Below are 12,791 nucleotides of genomic sequence, written 5' to 3'. Positions count from 1 at the left end.
TGCGAATAGGTCGCTCACTCAACGTACTGACAAGTTCCTCCCATCTTCCAGTTACCCGAAAGACGCTCAAAACCTACCTTAATACTAGTGTGAGACTTGATACTTTCGCTTCACGGCAGCATCTCCTAAGAAACACCACCACGCTTAAAGCAAAACACCAAGCGCCCACACTTATCGGCTGTTAGTTTTTAAAGAACATGCGCTACCCACCGTAGAATCCCAACCCCCAGAACTCCACCGCTTTCGCGTCGCTGCATCCGCAGCACAGAAACGAGATTATGTCCTGCGTTTCGCTTTTCGTCAACAGGTTTTTTACCGCTTCGTGACAAACATCATCTCGACCACCTGGACTTCCCAATTCCGTCGAAGCGCCGTCCTGCTTGACTCTCCGGGTACCGAAACTGAACAGCTAACGCCTTACTTCCCGCTTCTCTTCGCCTCATCCAGAAGCGAAGAGGCCGAATTCTAGTGCCCCCTCAGACGTTGCGCAAGGGGTTTGTGAAAAGAATATTAACGGCACGTGAAGAACGCACGCGATATGGCGAAATACGACGAAGAACCTAGGCTAGCCGAGCGTGGTGATCGCACAAGACTTTTCGATGGACGTTCAGGTCAGGCCGAGCCCATACGCTATCACTCACGTCCGTAGCATTGAATCAACAGCCCCCACCATCAAGTGCTCCACAGACCGCCGCGATAAATCTCGTGCCCCACTGTTTCGGGAATGTGGTTCCCGCACTATCTCAGAAACTTGTCCACCTTCGGACCGGCTCCGGGCCCTCAGGGAGACGCCGACGAAAATGTGCCGCCAAGAGCATCGTCCATCGTCCATTGCGCTGCTCAGCCTCACGCGATCAACGCCCGTCGAAACAAAAAACCCCGCGAACCGTTACCGGGCGCGGGGTTTCATACATCTTGATGCTTCATGAAAAGCCAAACTGGTGCCGGCTGCAGGACTCGAACCCGCCACCTTCTGATTACAAATCAACTGCTCTACCTGATGAGCTAAGCCGGCGAAGTCAGCGATTTTACTTCATTTGACGACCTTGAGGTGGCCTCGACCCGATGATTTAGATCCATCGTCGTCAGGAGGCAACTCGCCGTCATCTCGCGCGTCTTTTGCAGACGCCATGGCGCCACGGTTCTCGATCCGCTCAGTGCCACTTTCCTCTGGACCCAGCTCCGATGAGCGTGGCCCACCGCCCTCGCCCGACACATCCGGCGCCGCGCCGATCGCAGCGGGATCGACGGGAAAGGCCATGCCCTGGCCATTCTCTCGTGCATAGATAGCCAGCACGTTGGTGACCTGCACCTCGATCTTGTGCGACTTGCCCGAAAAGCGCGCACTGAACTCGATCCACTCATTGCCCATCTGCAACTGGCTCGTGGCCTCGAAGCTGATGTTCAGCACGATCTCGTCATTGCGCACGAACTGGCGCGGCACACGTGTACCGTTGTCGACCCGCACCGCGATATGCGGCGTAAAGCCGTTATCCGTGCACCACTCATAGAGCGCGCGCAGTAGATAAGGCTTGGTGGATATTTCTTGCATCGACTTGCCCTCTATCGATGGGGAGCATTACCAGTCGAACCGGCGCGCCCCGCCATCGAAAATATTAGCGACGCATCACTTTTTCAGAAGGCGTCAGCGCTTCGATGTATGCCGGCCGGCTGAAAATCCGCTCGGCGTACTTCATCAACGGCGCAGCGTTCTTCGACAGCTCAATGCCATAGTGATCCAGACGCCACAACAACGGCGCGATGGCGACGTCGAGCATGGAAAACTCTTCGCCGAGCATGTACTTGTTCTTCAGGAAGATGGGAGCGAGTTGCGTAAGACGATCGCGGATCGCGTTGCGCGCCTTCTCGTGATTCTTCTCTGCAGCCTTGCCCTTCTCGTTTTCCAGCGTGCCAACATGCACGAACAGCTCTTTCTCGAAGTTCAGCAGGAACAGGCGAGCGCGGGCGCGCTGCACCGGATCGGCGGGCATGAGTTGCGGATGCGGAAAACGCTCGTCGATGTATTCGTTAATGATGTTCGATTCGTACAGGATCAGGTCGCGCTCGACCAGAATGGGAACCTGGCCGTACGGATTCATCACCGCGATGTCTTCCGGCTTGTTGAACAGGTCAACGTCGCGGATTTCGAAGTCCATGCCCTTTTCGAACAACACCAGCCGGCAGCGCTGGGAGAACGGGCAGGTAGTGCCGGAGTACAAAACCATCATGATTAAAAGTCCCTTCAGAAAAACATAAGGCCCAGCGTGCGAAAAGCGCCTGCTAGGAGGCGCTTCGACGACGCTGACCCACACCGATCGCGGCGTGTTATTTAATTTGCTTCCAGTATGCCGCGTTGAGGCGCCACGCCAGAAAGCTCAAAACTCCCAAGAACATCAGGACCCAGACGCCCAGCTGCTTTCGCTCCTGCTGGGCCGGTTCCGCCATCCACGAAAGGTACGAAACCAGATCGGCCATAGCCGAATCATAATCTACTGGCGACATCGTCCCCGGAGTCACTTGGGTATAACCCGCGAAATGTTTGACCTTTTCGCCGGTTTTTTCGTCGACTTCGGTATCGAACTTCGCCGTCCGGATACCCTGCAACTCCCACAGCACATGCGGCATGGCGACGTTTTCATACACGAGATTGTTCCAGCCGGTCGGCCGGGTATCGTCGCGATAAAAACTGCGCAAGTACGTGTAGATCCAGTCCTTGCCGCGCGCCCTCGCCTCCACCGACAAATCCGGCGGCGCCGCTCCGAACCACGTTTTTGCATCATCGGGACGCATGGCGATCGTCATTGTGTTGCCGACCTTGTCGGTCGTGAACAGCAAATTCGCCTGGATCTCCTTCGGATCGATGCCGATATCCGTCAGCCGGTTGTAACGCATCAAATTCGCGCTGTGGCAATTCAGGCAGTAGTTTACAAACAATTTTGCTCCATGTTGAAGCGAAGCAAAATTTTCGGAGCTATCGGGCGCGGCGTCCAGCGGCACTTCCTGCGCGTGCACCGGCGTCAAGCCGAACGACAACAGCGCCGCGCCAGTGACCGCAAGGGTAGAAAACCATTTTTTCATCGTCATGTCTCCAAGGGGCGCGGGGGTCAATGCGGTTTGTACCGCACGCGGTCGGGCGGCTGCTTGAAGCGGCCGCGCGTCGTCCAGAAGGGCATGCCGAGGAAAAACGCGAAATAAATCAACGCACAGATCTGCGCTATCAATGTGCTGGCCGGCGACGGCGGTTTCGTGCCGAGATAGCCTAGTACAAGGAACGCGAACACGAAGACGCCATAGAACACTTTGTGGAAAAGCGGCCGGTATCGAATGGATTTGACGGGACTTCGGTCAAGCCACGGCAAGAAGAACAGCGACACCACGGCCGTGCCCATGACCACGACGCCCCAGAATTTCGATTCGGTCAGCGCCATGAACACCACCATCAGCAACGCGACAACCGGCAAACCGATCCGCCATTTGCCGCGCGCTCGCAGCAACGCCAGCACACCCAGCAGCGCAACGACGATCATCAGCACAATCTTGAACGGGTCGGTCGTGGCGCGCAGCATCGCGTAGAAAGCGGTGAAGTACCACACCGGCGCGATCTCGTTCGGCGTCTGCAGCGAGTTCGCCGGCACGAAGTTATTGGCTTCGAGGAAATAGCCGCCCATTTCCGGCGCGAAGAAAATGATCGCCGCGAAGATGAACAGGAACACGCAGACACCCATGAAATCGTGGACGGAGTAGTACGGATGAAACGGGATGCCGTCGAGCGGAATGCCCTTTTCGTCCTTCTTCGCCTTGATCTCGATGCCGTCCGGGTTATTCGACCCCACTTCATGCAACGCAACCAGGTGAGCGACAACCAGGCCGATCAGCACGAGCGGAATGGCAACCACATGGAACGCGAAAAAGCGGTTGAGCGTCACGTCCGACACCACGTAATCACCGCGAATCCAGAGCGACAGATCCGGGCCGATAAACGGAATCGCCGAGAACAGGTTCACGATCACCTGTGCGCCCCAGAACGACATCTGGCCCCATGGCAAGAGATAACCGAAGAACGCTTCGGCCATCAGGCACAGGAAAATCGCGCAGCCGAAGATCCACACGAGTTCGCGCGGCTTGCGATACGAGCCGTACAACAACCCGCGGAACATGTGCAGATACACGACGACGAAGAACATCGACGCGCCCGTGGAATGCATGTAACGGATCAACCAGCCCCACGGTACTTCCCGCATGATGTATTCGACCGATGCGAACGCGAGCGTCGCATCGGGCTTGTAGTTCATGGTCAGGAAGATGCCGGTGACGATCTGGTTCACCAGCACCAGCAACGCAAGTGAGCCGAAGATGTACCAGAAGTTGAAATTCTTCGGCGCGTAGTACTCGGAAACGTGCGCTTTCCAGGTTGATGTCAGCGGAAAGCGCCGATCGATCCAGCCCAGAAACCCTGTTGTCTCCACTTCCTTGTCGGTAGCCGCCATTACGCCTCTCCCTTTTCGTCCTTGCCAATCACGAGCGACGTCGCCGATGTGTACATGTAGGGCGGGATGTCCAGGTTGTCCGGCGCAGGCTTGTTCTTGAAGACACGGCCAGACAAGTCATACGTCGAGCCGTGGCACGGGCAGAGAAAACCACCGGGCCAGTCGTCAGGGAGATTGGGTTGGGCGCCTTCATTGAAGCGTGGCGTAGGGGTGCAGCCGAGGTGTGTGCAGACGGCCACGGCAACTAGCAGGTTCTTGTGTTCGGTGCGCGAACGGTATTCGTTATTGCAGTATTCGGGCAGCGGCATGCTGAACGCTTTCTTCGACTGCGGATCCGCGAGCTCGGGATCGGCCTTCTTGACGTCGGCGAGCATTTCGTCGGTACGGTTCAGAATCCAGACTGGCTTACCGCGCCACGCGACCGTCATCAGGTCGCCAGGCTTGAGACCTGATATATCGACTTCGACCGGCGCGCCCGCTGCCTTGGCTTTTTCCGACGGCGCAAACGACCCGACGAACGGGACGCATGCCGCTACGCCACCGATTCCGCCCATTACGGTCGTCGTGATCAGCCAGGTTCGGCGGCTGCCGTCGACGCGTTGATCTTCGTTGTCTCGCATCACACGCCCCACTTCTGAGTTGGATTTATACCGTCAGTTCGTTCTACCGACGCTAGTGTGCGCGAATGGAGTCGTCATTTACAAGAGTTGAATAGCAAAAAACGCTCGAAGTCCTTCATTCTTAAGGGTTTCCCCGCACTTAATCGTGACTATCGAATGAAGGGGTTATTTACCGCGCTCGATTATTTATTGCACCGCAAGATAATCACACCGGATTATCAATATCAATAAACACATGCTCGATATCGAAATGCTCGGCTACATGAGCGCCGAGTGCCTGGACGCCGTACCGCTCGGTGGCATGGTGCCCCGCCGCAACGTAGGCCACGCCACTTTCCGCCGCGATGTGCATGGTCTGCTCGGAGACTTCACCGCTGATGTAGACGTCCGCGCCGGCAGCAATGGCTTGGTCGAAGAAGCCTTGCGCGCCGCCGGTGCACCACGCCACGCGGCGTAATTCCCAATCCGGGTTGCCGAACACGAGCGGCTTTCGCCCGACTTCGTTTTCGACCGTCGCGGTGAAATGTTCGAGCGATAACGGCACGGGCAACGACGCAATCCAGCCGAGATCCTGGTCGCCGAAACGGTTGTCCGCGATCAAGCCAAGGCGCTCGCCGAGCTGGGCGTTGTTGCCAAACTCTGGATGTGAATCGAGCGGCAGGTGATAGGCGAAAAGGTTGATGTCATGCTCGAGCAGCGTCTTCAACCGCCGGTACTTGCGCCCCGTGACCTGCGGCGCTTCGTTCTTCCAGAAGTAGCCGTGATGCACGAGCACGGCGTCGGCGCCCCACTCAATGGCTGCGTCCAGGAACGCTTGCGACGCCGTGACGCCGGTCGCCAGTTTGGCTACGCGGCGTGATCCTTCAACCTGCAGACCATTCGGGCAATAGTCCTTGAAGCGCCCGATTTCCAGCAGATTGTTCAGATACAATTCCAGTTCGATCCGATCCATGAATTCCTCTATTCCATCAAATGCTTAGACGCTTCTGGCTGTTTTTTGCCCAAGCGGTGACCGTGCTTTTGGCGCTGATGTTCATCGTCGCGACCTTGAAACCGCAGTGGCTTCAACGCCAGGGAACGTTCGGCAAGCAACTCGCCGAACCGATCGTCGCGTTGCAGGAAGTTGCGCCAAGCATCGGTTCCCGGCCCACCCAGTCGTCGTATGCGGATGGCGCGCAGAAAGCGATGCCCGCCGTGGTCAACGTGTTTTCGAGCAAGGACGGCACGTTGCCGCCCGATCCGCGCGCGAAAGACCCGCTGTTCCGCTATTTTTTCGGCGACAAGAACAAGCGCAAGGGCGACGAAACGCCAGCGTCGAATCTCGGCTCAGGCGTGATTGTCAGCTCCGAAGGCTACATTCTAACGAACCAACATGTCGTCGATGGGGCCGATCAGATCGAAGTTGCTTTGGCGGACGGAAGGACGTCGTCGGCGAAAGTAATCGGCGTGGATCCGGAAACCGATCTCGCCGTGCTGAAGATCAACATGACGAACCTGCCCACCATCACGCTCGGCCGCATGGACCAGACGCGCGTGGGCGACGTGGTGCTGGCGATCGGCAATCCGTTTGGCGTAGGTCAAACGGTGACCATGGGGATTGTCAGCGCGCTGGGGCGCAATCACCTCGGCATCAATACCTTCGAGAATTTTATCCAGACCGACGCAGCTATCAACCCGGGTAACTCGGGCGGTGCGCTGGTGGACGTGAACGGTAATCTGCTTGGCATCAATACCGCAATCTATTCGCGCAGCGGCGGCTCGCTTGGGATTGGCTTTGCGATTCCTGTATCGACGGCGCGCAGCGTGCTGGAAAGCATCATCACCACGGGCACGGTCACGCGCGGCTGGATCGGCGTGGAACCGCAGGACGTGACGCCGGAAATCGCGGAATCGTTCGGGCTCGAACAAAAGTCCGGCGCGATCGTGGCGGGGGTATTGCAAGGCGGACCGGCCGACAAAGCCGGCATCAAGCCGGGCGACATCCTGATCAGCATCAATGACGACACCATCACCGACACCACGCGCCTGCTGAATGTTGTCGCGCAGATCAAGCCGGGGACGTCGGTGAAGGTGCATCTGATGCGCAAGAGTAAGGAACTCGACTTGAACGTGGTGATCGGCAAACGGCCGATGCAGCCCAAGCAACCCCAGCCGCCGAACGATGACAACGGCGGTGGAGATCAAAACGACGAGTGAAGCGATCTGCAGCTCGCCGTGACGTGCCGTAAGACAAAGGGGTCGTTCCAATTCACGTTTGGAACGACCCCTTCTGTTTTCCTGCCCATCATCCGCCGGCTGGAATCCTCACTCCCCGTCCCGCTTTGCATCCTCCGCAGCGTCCGCTTCCTGCTCCTGGATCTTGTCCTTGCCCACGATCAACCTTGCCGCAATGATGCCGACCTCATAAAGAATGATCAGCGGCACAGCAAGAATTAGTTGTGAGAACACGTCCGGCGGCGTTACCACAGCGGAAATCACGAACGCGCCGACAATCACATACGGTCGGATCTGCCGCAATTTCTTGATCGTCACGAACCCCATGCGCGCCAAAATCACCACGATGATCGGCACCTCGAAGGTCACGCCGAACGCCAAGAACATGGTGAGGACGAAGCTCAGATAATTGTCGATATCCGTCGTCATTTCCGCGCCGAGCGGCGCGTTGTAATGCGCCATCACGCGGAAAATGGTGGGGAATACGACAAAATACGCGAACGCCATGCCGCACAGGAACAGGAAGTAGCTGCTCCCGACCAGCGGTACGACCAGCTTCTTCTCGTGCTGATACAACCCCGGCGCGATAAACGCCCAGATCTGGTACAGCACAATGGGCAGTGCGATCACCAGTGCGACCATCATGGTCACCTTCATTGGCACAAAGAACGAGCCAGTGACATCGGTGACGATCATCTTGCCGTCCTTCGGCAAGTTCTGCATCAGCGGACGCGCGAGCAACCGGAATATGTCCGGCGCCCAGTAAACCAGCCCGATGAACACGACGATGACTGAAGCGCCTGCGCGGATGATGCGATCACGCAGTTCGACCAGGTGCGAGATAAACGTCTCTTCGACGGGCTCGTCTTTATTCTGTTGCGGGTCGCTCACGCCGGCCCTCTGCTGGGATTCATCGATGGAAGGGAAGTTGTTGGTCGCGCAATGGAAGCGGCGCAAACATCAGAAAAACCGCGTGGGACGGCGCAGCGTCTCAGGCGTATGCCGCGCCACGCGCGCCGCGCCTGATTGAACGCGCGTCTTGCGCAACGTAGTGCGCTTGTACCAGTTCGGAATGGCGGCCTGCTTGACACGCCAGTTCTTGCGTTTCGCGGGCGACGCGTTACTGCTGCTGAACGTGTTGTCCGGGCTCGAACGCCAGGTGTCGCCAGAAACATGAGTCAGATTCGGGTCGCCCCCGCCCGCCACGCTGTCCGAGACCGATGTGCCCTGATTCCAGGCGTCGTTGAGTTCGTTTTCGTGCTGGCGAAGATTGTCGTGAATCTTGTTCTCGACATTCGATGCCGCGGTTTCGAACTCGGTGCGCATTTTCTTCAGCTCGTCGAGCTCCATCTCGCGCGAGACTTCGGCCTTGACGTCGTTGATATACCGCTGTGCGCGGCCGAACAGCGCGCCTGCCGTTCGTGCCACGCCGGGCAACCGTTCCGGCCCGAGCACTACCAGCGCGACGACGCCGATCAGCGCCATTTTGGTCAGACCAAGGTCGAGCATGGAATCGAAGATCCTGAGGGTGGCATGTAAAGGTGGCCGATGCCGGGCTTACCGTGCTTGGGCCGGCCTGATTAGCGGTAATCGCTCGAGCGGGTCTTGTCCTTCGCTTCCACGTCGACCGCACCGTTGCGCGGCAATTCGCGCTGCTCAGCCGGCGTCGTTTCGCCTTCCTTCATGCCTTCCTTGAAACCCTTTACCGCGCCGCCCAGATCACCGCCAATGTTGCGCAGTTTCTTCGTGCCGAAAACCAGCGCCACGATCAGCAAAACGATCAACCAGTGCCAAATGCTCAACGAACCCATGACTGAAAACTCTCCTTGGCTTCGCCGCGCAAGTCGCTCGCGACGAAGAATGTGGACCTTGCGGTCCGAGTCGGAGCGTCAACGCCCCGATGATTAAACCGATAGTTTGCGCGCCTAATATTGCGATGGAAAGACGCTTTCGTTTTCATTACATCTTGATCGGGCGATCAGGCGCATCCATCAATCAACCGTTCAACCCATCCGGCGCCACGGACGTTCCCCGGCGAGGATATGGGCGTGAATGTGATAGACCTCTTGCCCGCCGCCCGGCCCGGTATTGATGACCGTTCGGAAACCGGTGTCGCCGCCGGTGTACGCCACACCCAGCTCATCAGCAAGCCGTGCCGTCAGGCTCAGCATTCTACCAAGCAGCGGCGCATCGGCTTCGGTACAGCTCGACAGCGTCTCAATATGTTTACGCGGGATCACGAGCACATGGACGGGCGCGGCCGGGTTGATATCGTGAAAAGCAACAAATTCATCGTCTTCATGGATTTTCTTGCTCGGAATTTCTCCCGCAGCGATCTTACAGAAAATACAGTTCTCTTGGCTCATGTGTGTCGCGGGATATCCCGGTATGAATGCGTGTTGAGGATCAGGCGTTCGGTCTCAAATCCAGGCACCCGGTTGCAATGGTTTGTTTTCGTACAAAAACAACCAGCCCTTTATAACGCGATAAAGCGTCCAGATGCCGACCACGAACAAAATGGGAAAACCGATAAACACCCAGATCAACGCTATGCCGATCACATGGCCGAGCAGCGCGAACCAGAAGGTGCGGATCTGCCATCGGAAATGCGCTTCATAGGGCGTTCCGGCGACGTCATCGCGTTTCAGGTAGTTGATGATGACCGCGATCAGCACGGTCAGTCCGCCAGTGATCCAGTACGCGGCGTAAAGCGCGTAGAGCACGTGGGTCAATGTGCGCAAGCTGCGCAGACGTTCGGATTCGGGCGAGTTTTGATAAACAGGCGGCGGATAAGGCTCGTAAGACTGATTCATTTTCATCCTCCTCGGCGACCGGTCGAGCGGGACCCGATCTGCAGCCTAGCCGCCGTTTTCGTTCTGCTCACGATCGCGGGATTTGCGTAACGCCTTTTCTTCGATTCCGGACATCCCTTCCCGCCGTTCCAGTTCGGCAATGACGTCTGCCGGACCGAGGTCGAAATGGGACAGCATCACGAGACAATGGAACCACAAGTCGGCCACTTCGCCGACAAGCGCCTTGGGTGCACCACCGTGCCGTGTGTCTTTTGCGGCCAACACGACTTCAGTCGCTTCCTCACCGATCTTCTTGAGAACGGCGTCGTCACCTTTATGAAAGAGTCGGGAAACGTAGGATTGTTCCGGGTCTCCGCCCTTGCGGCTATCGATAATTGCTGCGAGGCGTAGCAGCGTGTCTTGCGTGGCTTGAGTCATTACTTATAGATATGTTCGGGGTCCATCAAGACCGGTTCGACAGCGACCCAGTCGCCCGTTTCCACCGATCCCTCGAATTTCTGGAAAAAGCATGAATGGCGCCCGGTGTGGCACGCAATGCCCGACACCTGCTCCACTTTCAGCAATACGACATCTTCGTCGCAATCGAGCCGCACTTCGTGCACGTGCTGGACATGTCCCGACTCCTCGCCCTTGAACCACAAGCGCTGGCGCGAACGCGAGTAATACACCGCACGCTTCAATTCGATGGTTTGCGCCAATGCTTCGCGGTTCATCCACGCGAACATCAGCACGTCGCCCGTTGTGGATTCCTGCGCAATCGCCGGCACCAGGCCGTTCGCGTCCCACTTGACCTTCTCGATCCAGCCCGATTCTTCAGTTTGTGCAGTCACCGCTTAAATCCTCACCGAGATGCCTTGATCGGCCATGAAGCGTTTCGCTTCGCCGACCGTGTGTTCGCCATAGTGGAAAATGCTGGCAGCAAGCACCGCATCGGCATGACCCTCGGTGATGCCGTCGGCGAGATGCTCGAGCGAACCCACGCCGCCGGATGCGATGACCGGAATGGAAATAGCGTCCGATACCGCGCGCGTCAGCGCAAGGTCGAAGCCGCTTTTCGTGCCGTCGCGATCCATGCTGGTCAGCAGGATTTCGCCGGCGCCGAATTCCGCCATCTTGCGCGCCCATTCGATCACGTCGAGTCCCGTGTTCTTACGGCCGCCGTGTGTGAAAACTTCCCAGCGCGGGGTTTCGCCCGCGGCGCTGACGCGCTTGGCGTCGATGGCTACCACGATGCACTGCGAGCCATGTTTATCCGATGCATCGCGTACGAGTTGCGGATTCGCCACCGCCGATGAATTCATGCTGATCTTGTCGGCGCCCGCGTTCAGCAGCCGACGCACGTCTTCCACAGCGCGTACGCCGCCGCCAACCGTCAACGGGATAAAGACCTGCGACGCTACTTGTTCGATGATCGGCAGGATCAGGTCGCGTTGGTCGGAGGTGGCGGTGATATCGAGGAACGTGAGCTCATCGGCGCCCTGATCGTCGTATCGGCGAGCAATTTCGACGGGGTCTCCCGCGTCGCGCAATTCAAGGAAATTGACGCCCTTGACCACGCGGCCAGCGGTGACGTCGAGACACGGGATGATGCGTTTAGCGAGAGCCATGTTGTTGCGAATGCCGTTGCGCTGCGAGTGAGTGCTTAAGATAAGCGAGGCGGGTCAATCGAAATTGACCGTCGCGGAAAGAAACCCCGAAAACGCCGCCCCGCTCGAATGAACTTGCGGCGCGGCCTCGTCAAGCCGCGTAGAAAACCGTCCGGAAGCACAGAAGGCGCTTAAAGACGGCGCTTAAGTCAGGCGTGCTGGGAAGGTCACCGCGTGCATGGTCAGCGTATCCACGACCGCGCGGCGCCCTCGCAACTTGCGGCTGCTTAGGCCCACCGGGCCCACTAGGCTCAGGCGTCGTCGGCTTCGCGCAGTTTGTCTGCGCGCGCTTGCGCGGCGGCGAAATCCAGGTCGCCCGAATAAATCGCGCGCCCGCAAATCACGCCGGAAATGCCTTCGTCTTCCACTTCGCACAAGGAGTCGATGTCGCCCAGGTTCGACAATCCACCGCTGGCGATCACCGGAATCTTGACGGCTTGCGCGAGGCGCACAGTGGCTTCAATGTTGATGCCCTGCAGCATGCCGTCGCGGCCAATATCCGTGTAGATGATCGCCTCGCAGCCATAGTCTTCGAACTTGCGGCCGAGGTCGATGACTTCGTGCCCCGTCAGCTTGCTCCAGCCGTCGGTTGCGACCTTGCCGTCCTTCGCATCCAGCCCGACGATGATATGACCCGCAAACGCGGTGCACGCATCTTGCAGGAACCCCGGATTTTTCACCGCCGCCGTGCCGATGATCACGTACTCCAGGCCGTCGTCAAGATATCGCTCGATGGTGTTCAGGTCGCGAATACCGCCGCCAAGCTGCACCGGGATATCGCTGCCGACTTCCTTGATGATGGCGCGAATGGCTTCTTCGTTTTTCGGCTTTCCGGCAAATGCGCCGTTCAGGTCGACGAGATGAAGCCGCCGTGCGCCCCGATCGACCCATAGCCGGGCCATTGCCGCCGGATCTTCGGAAAAAATGGTCGCCTGGTCCATATCGCCTTGTTTGAGGCGTACGCACTGACCGTCTTTTAGATCGATGGCCGGAATGAGCAACATAGAAATA

Annotated in this window: 16 protein-coding genes and 1 tRNA gene; 1 reads left to right on the top strand and 16 read right to left on the bottom strand. The window is 58.0% G+C overall.

Annotated elements, in window-relative coordinates; genetic code table 11:
• Positions 1-939: 939 nt before the first annotated feature.
• The 7 genes from JWR14_RS03285 to JWR14_RS03255 all read right to left on the bottom strand — a co-directional run bounded on the left by JWR14_RS03285 (position 940) and on the right by JWR14_RS03255 (position 6,059).
• Positions 940-1,015 (bottom strand) — tRNA-Thr (locus JWR14_RS03285).
• Positions 1,016-1,033: 18 nt separating this feature from the next.
• The gene (locus tag JWR14_RS03280; protein ID WP_299701276.1) at positions 1,034-1,552 is read right to left on the bottom strand and encodes a ClpXP protease specificity-enhancing factor; all 519 of its coding nucleotides are present in this window, start codon (positions 1,550-1,552) and stop codon (positions 1,034-1,036) included.
• Positions 1,553-1,616: 64 nt separating this feature from the next.
• Positions 1,617-2,228, bottom strand: coding sequence for a glutathione S-transferase N-terminal domain-containing protein (locus tag JWR14_RS03275; RefSeq protein WP_031362199.1), 612 nt, complete (start codon positions 2,226-2,228; stop codon positions 1,617-1,619).
• A 97-nt stretch (positions 2,229-2,325) separates the two neighbouring features.
• The gene (locus JWR14_RS03270; RefSeq protein WP_299701255.1) at positions 2,326-3,078 is read right to left on the bottom strand and encodes a cytochrome c1; all 753 of its coding nucleotides are present in this window, start codon (positions 3,076-3,078) and stop codon (positions 2,326-2,328) included.
• Between the two features lie 26 nt (positions 3,079-3,104).
• A complete protein-coding gene (locus tag JWR14_RS03265) occupies positions 3,105-4,487 on the bottom strand; it encodes a cytochrome bc complex cytochrome b subunit (protein WP_299701252.1) in 1,383 nt (460 codons plus the stop codon).
• Positions 4,487-5,107, bottom strand: coding sequence for a ubiquinol-cytochrome c reductase iron-sulfur subunit (gene petA, locus JWR14_RS03260; RefSeq protein ID WP_299701250.1), 621 nt, complete (start codon positions 5,105-5,107; stop codon positions 4,487-4,489). The genes JWR14_RS03265 and petA overlap by 1 nt, the downstream gene beginning before the upstream one ends.
• A gap of 205 nt (positions 5,108-5,312) precedes the next feature.
• Positions 5,313-6,059 carry a Nif3-like dinuclear metal center hexameric protein gene (locus JWR14_RS03255; RefSeq protein ID WP_299701247.1) on the bottom strand — a complete coding sequence of 249 codons (747 nt, stop codon included), beginning with the start codon at positions 6,057-6,059 and terminating at the stop codon, positions 5,313-5,315.
• Between the two features lie 20 nt (positions 6,060-6,079).
• Here JWR14_RS03255 and JWR14_RS03250 point away from each other — a divergent pair, with 20 nt between their 5' ends.
• Positions 6,080-7,303 carry a Do family serine endopeptidase gene (locus JWR14_RS03250; RefSeq protein ID WP_299701244.1) on the top strand — a complete coding sequence of 408 codons (1,224 nt, stop codon included), beginning with the start codon at positions 6,080-6,082 and terminating at the stop codon, positions 7,301-7,303.
• Between the two features lie 108 nt (positions 7,304-7,411).
• Here the strand turns inward: JWR14_RS03250 and tatC are convergent, their stop codons facing one another.
• The 9 genes from tatC to hisA all read right to left on the bottom strand — a co-directional run bounded on the left by tatC (position 7,412) and on the right by hisA (position 12,784).
• Positions 7,412-8,212, bottom strand: coding sequence for a twin-arginine translocase subunit TatC (gene tatC / locus JWR14_RS03245; protein WP_299701241.1), 801 nt, complete (start codon positions 8,210-8,212; stop codon positions 7,412-7,414).
• Between the two features lie 69 nt (positions 8,213-8,281).
• Positions 8,282-8,830 (bottom strand): Sec-independent protein translocase protein TatB, encoded by a 549-nt coding sequence (gene tatB, locus JWR14_RS03240; RefSeq protein ID WP_277043258.1) that lies wholly within the window; start codon positions 8,828-8,830, stop codon positions 8,282-8,284.
• Positions 8,831-8,901: 71 nt separating this feature from the next.
• Entirely contained in the window at positions 8,902-9,132 is a 231-nt protein-coding gene (gene tatA, locus JWR14_RS03235; protein ID WP_047845407.1) for a Sec-independent protein translocase subunit TatA, read from the bottom strand.
• A gap of 192 nt (positions 9,133-9,324) precedes the next feature.
• Positions 9,325-9,687 carry a histidine triad nucleotide-binding protein gene (locus JWR14_RS03230; protein WP_031362189.1) on the bottom strand — a complete coding sequence of 121 codons (363 nt, stop codon included), beginning with the start codon at positions 9,685-9,687 and terminating at the stop codon, positions 9,325-9,327.
• 54 nt (positions 9,688-9,741) lie between these two features.
• Positions 9,742-10,134, bottom strand: coding sequence for a hypothetical protein (locus JWR14_RS03225; RefSeq protein WP_299701215.1), 393 nt, complete (start codon positions 10,132-10,134; stop codon positions 9,742-9,744).
• A 45-nt stretch (positions 10,135-10,179) separates the two neighbouring features.
• Complete coding sequence (locus JWR14_RS03220) at positions 10,180-10,551, bottom strand: phosphoribosyl-ATP diphosphatase (RefSeq protein ID WP_299701212.1); 372 nt, start codon at positions 10,549-10,551, stop codon at positions 10,180-10,182.
• The gene (gene hisI, locus JWR14_RS03215) at positions 10,551-10,964 is read right to left on the bottom strand and encodes a phosphoribosyl-AMP cyclohydrolase (protein WP_299701209.1); all 414 of its coding nucleotides are present in this window, start codon (positions 10,962-10,964) and stop codon (positions 10,551-10,553) included. Before hisI ends, JWR14_RS03220 begins: the two co-directional genes overlap by 1 nt.
• Before the next feature lie 3 nt (positions 10,965-10,967).
• Complete coding sequence (gene hisF / locus JWR14_RS03210; RefSeq protein WP_299701206.1) at positions 10,968-11,741, bottom strand: imidazole glycerol phosphate synthase subunit HisF; 774 nt, start codon at positions 11,739-11,741, stop codon at positions 10,968-10,970.
• Between the two features lie 290 nt (positions 11,742-12,031).
• A complete protein-coding gene (gene hisA, locus JWR14_RS03205) occupies positions 12,032-12,784 on the bottom strand; it encodes a 1-(5-phosphoribosyl)-5-[(5-phosphoribosylamino)methylideneamino]imidazole-4-carboxamide isomerase (protein WP_299701279.1) in 753 nt (250 codons plus the stop codon).
• Positions 12,785-12,791 lie beyond the last annotated feature (7 nt).

The organism is Caballeronia sp. (assembly GCF_028292365.1).
Lineage (GTDB): Bacteria > Pseudomonadota > Gammaproteobacteria > Burkholderiales > Burkholderiaceae > Caballeronia.
The sequence above is the reverse complement of the archived record's forward strand: the minus strand, read 5'-3'. Positions and strand labels throughout refer to the sequence as shown.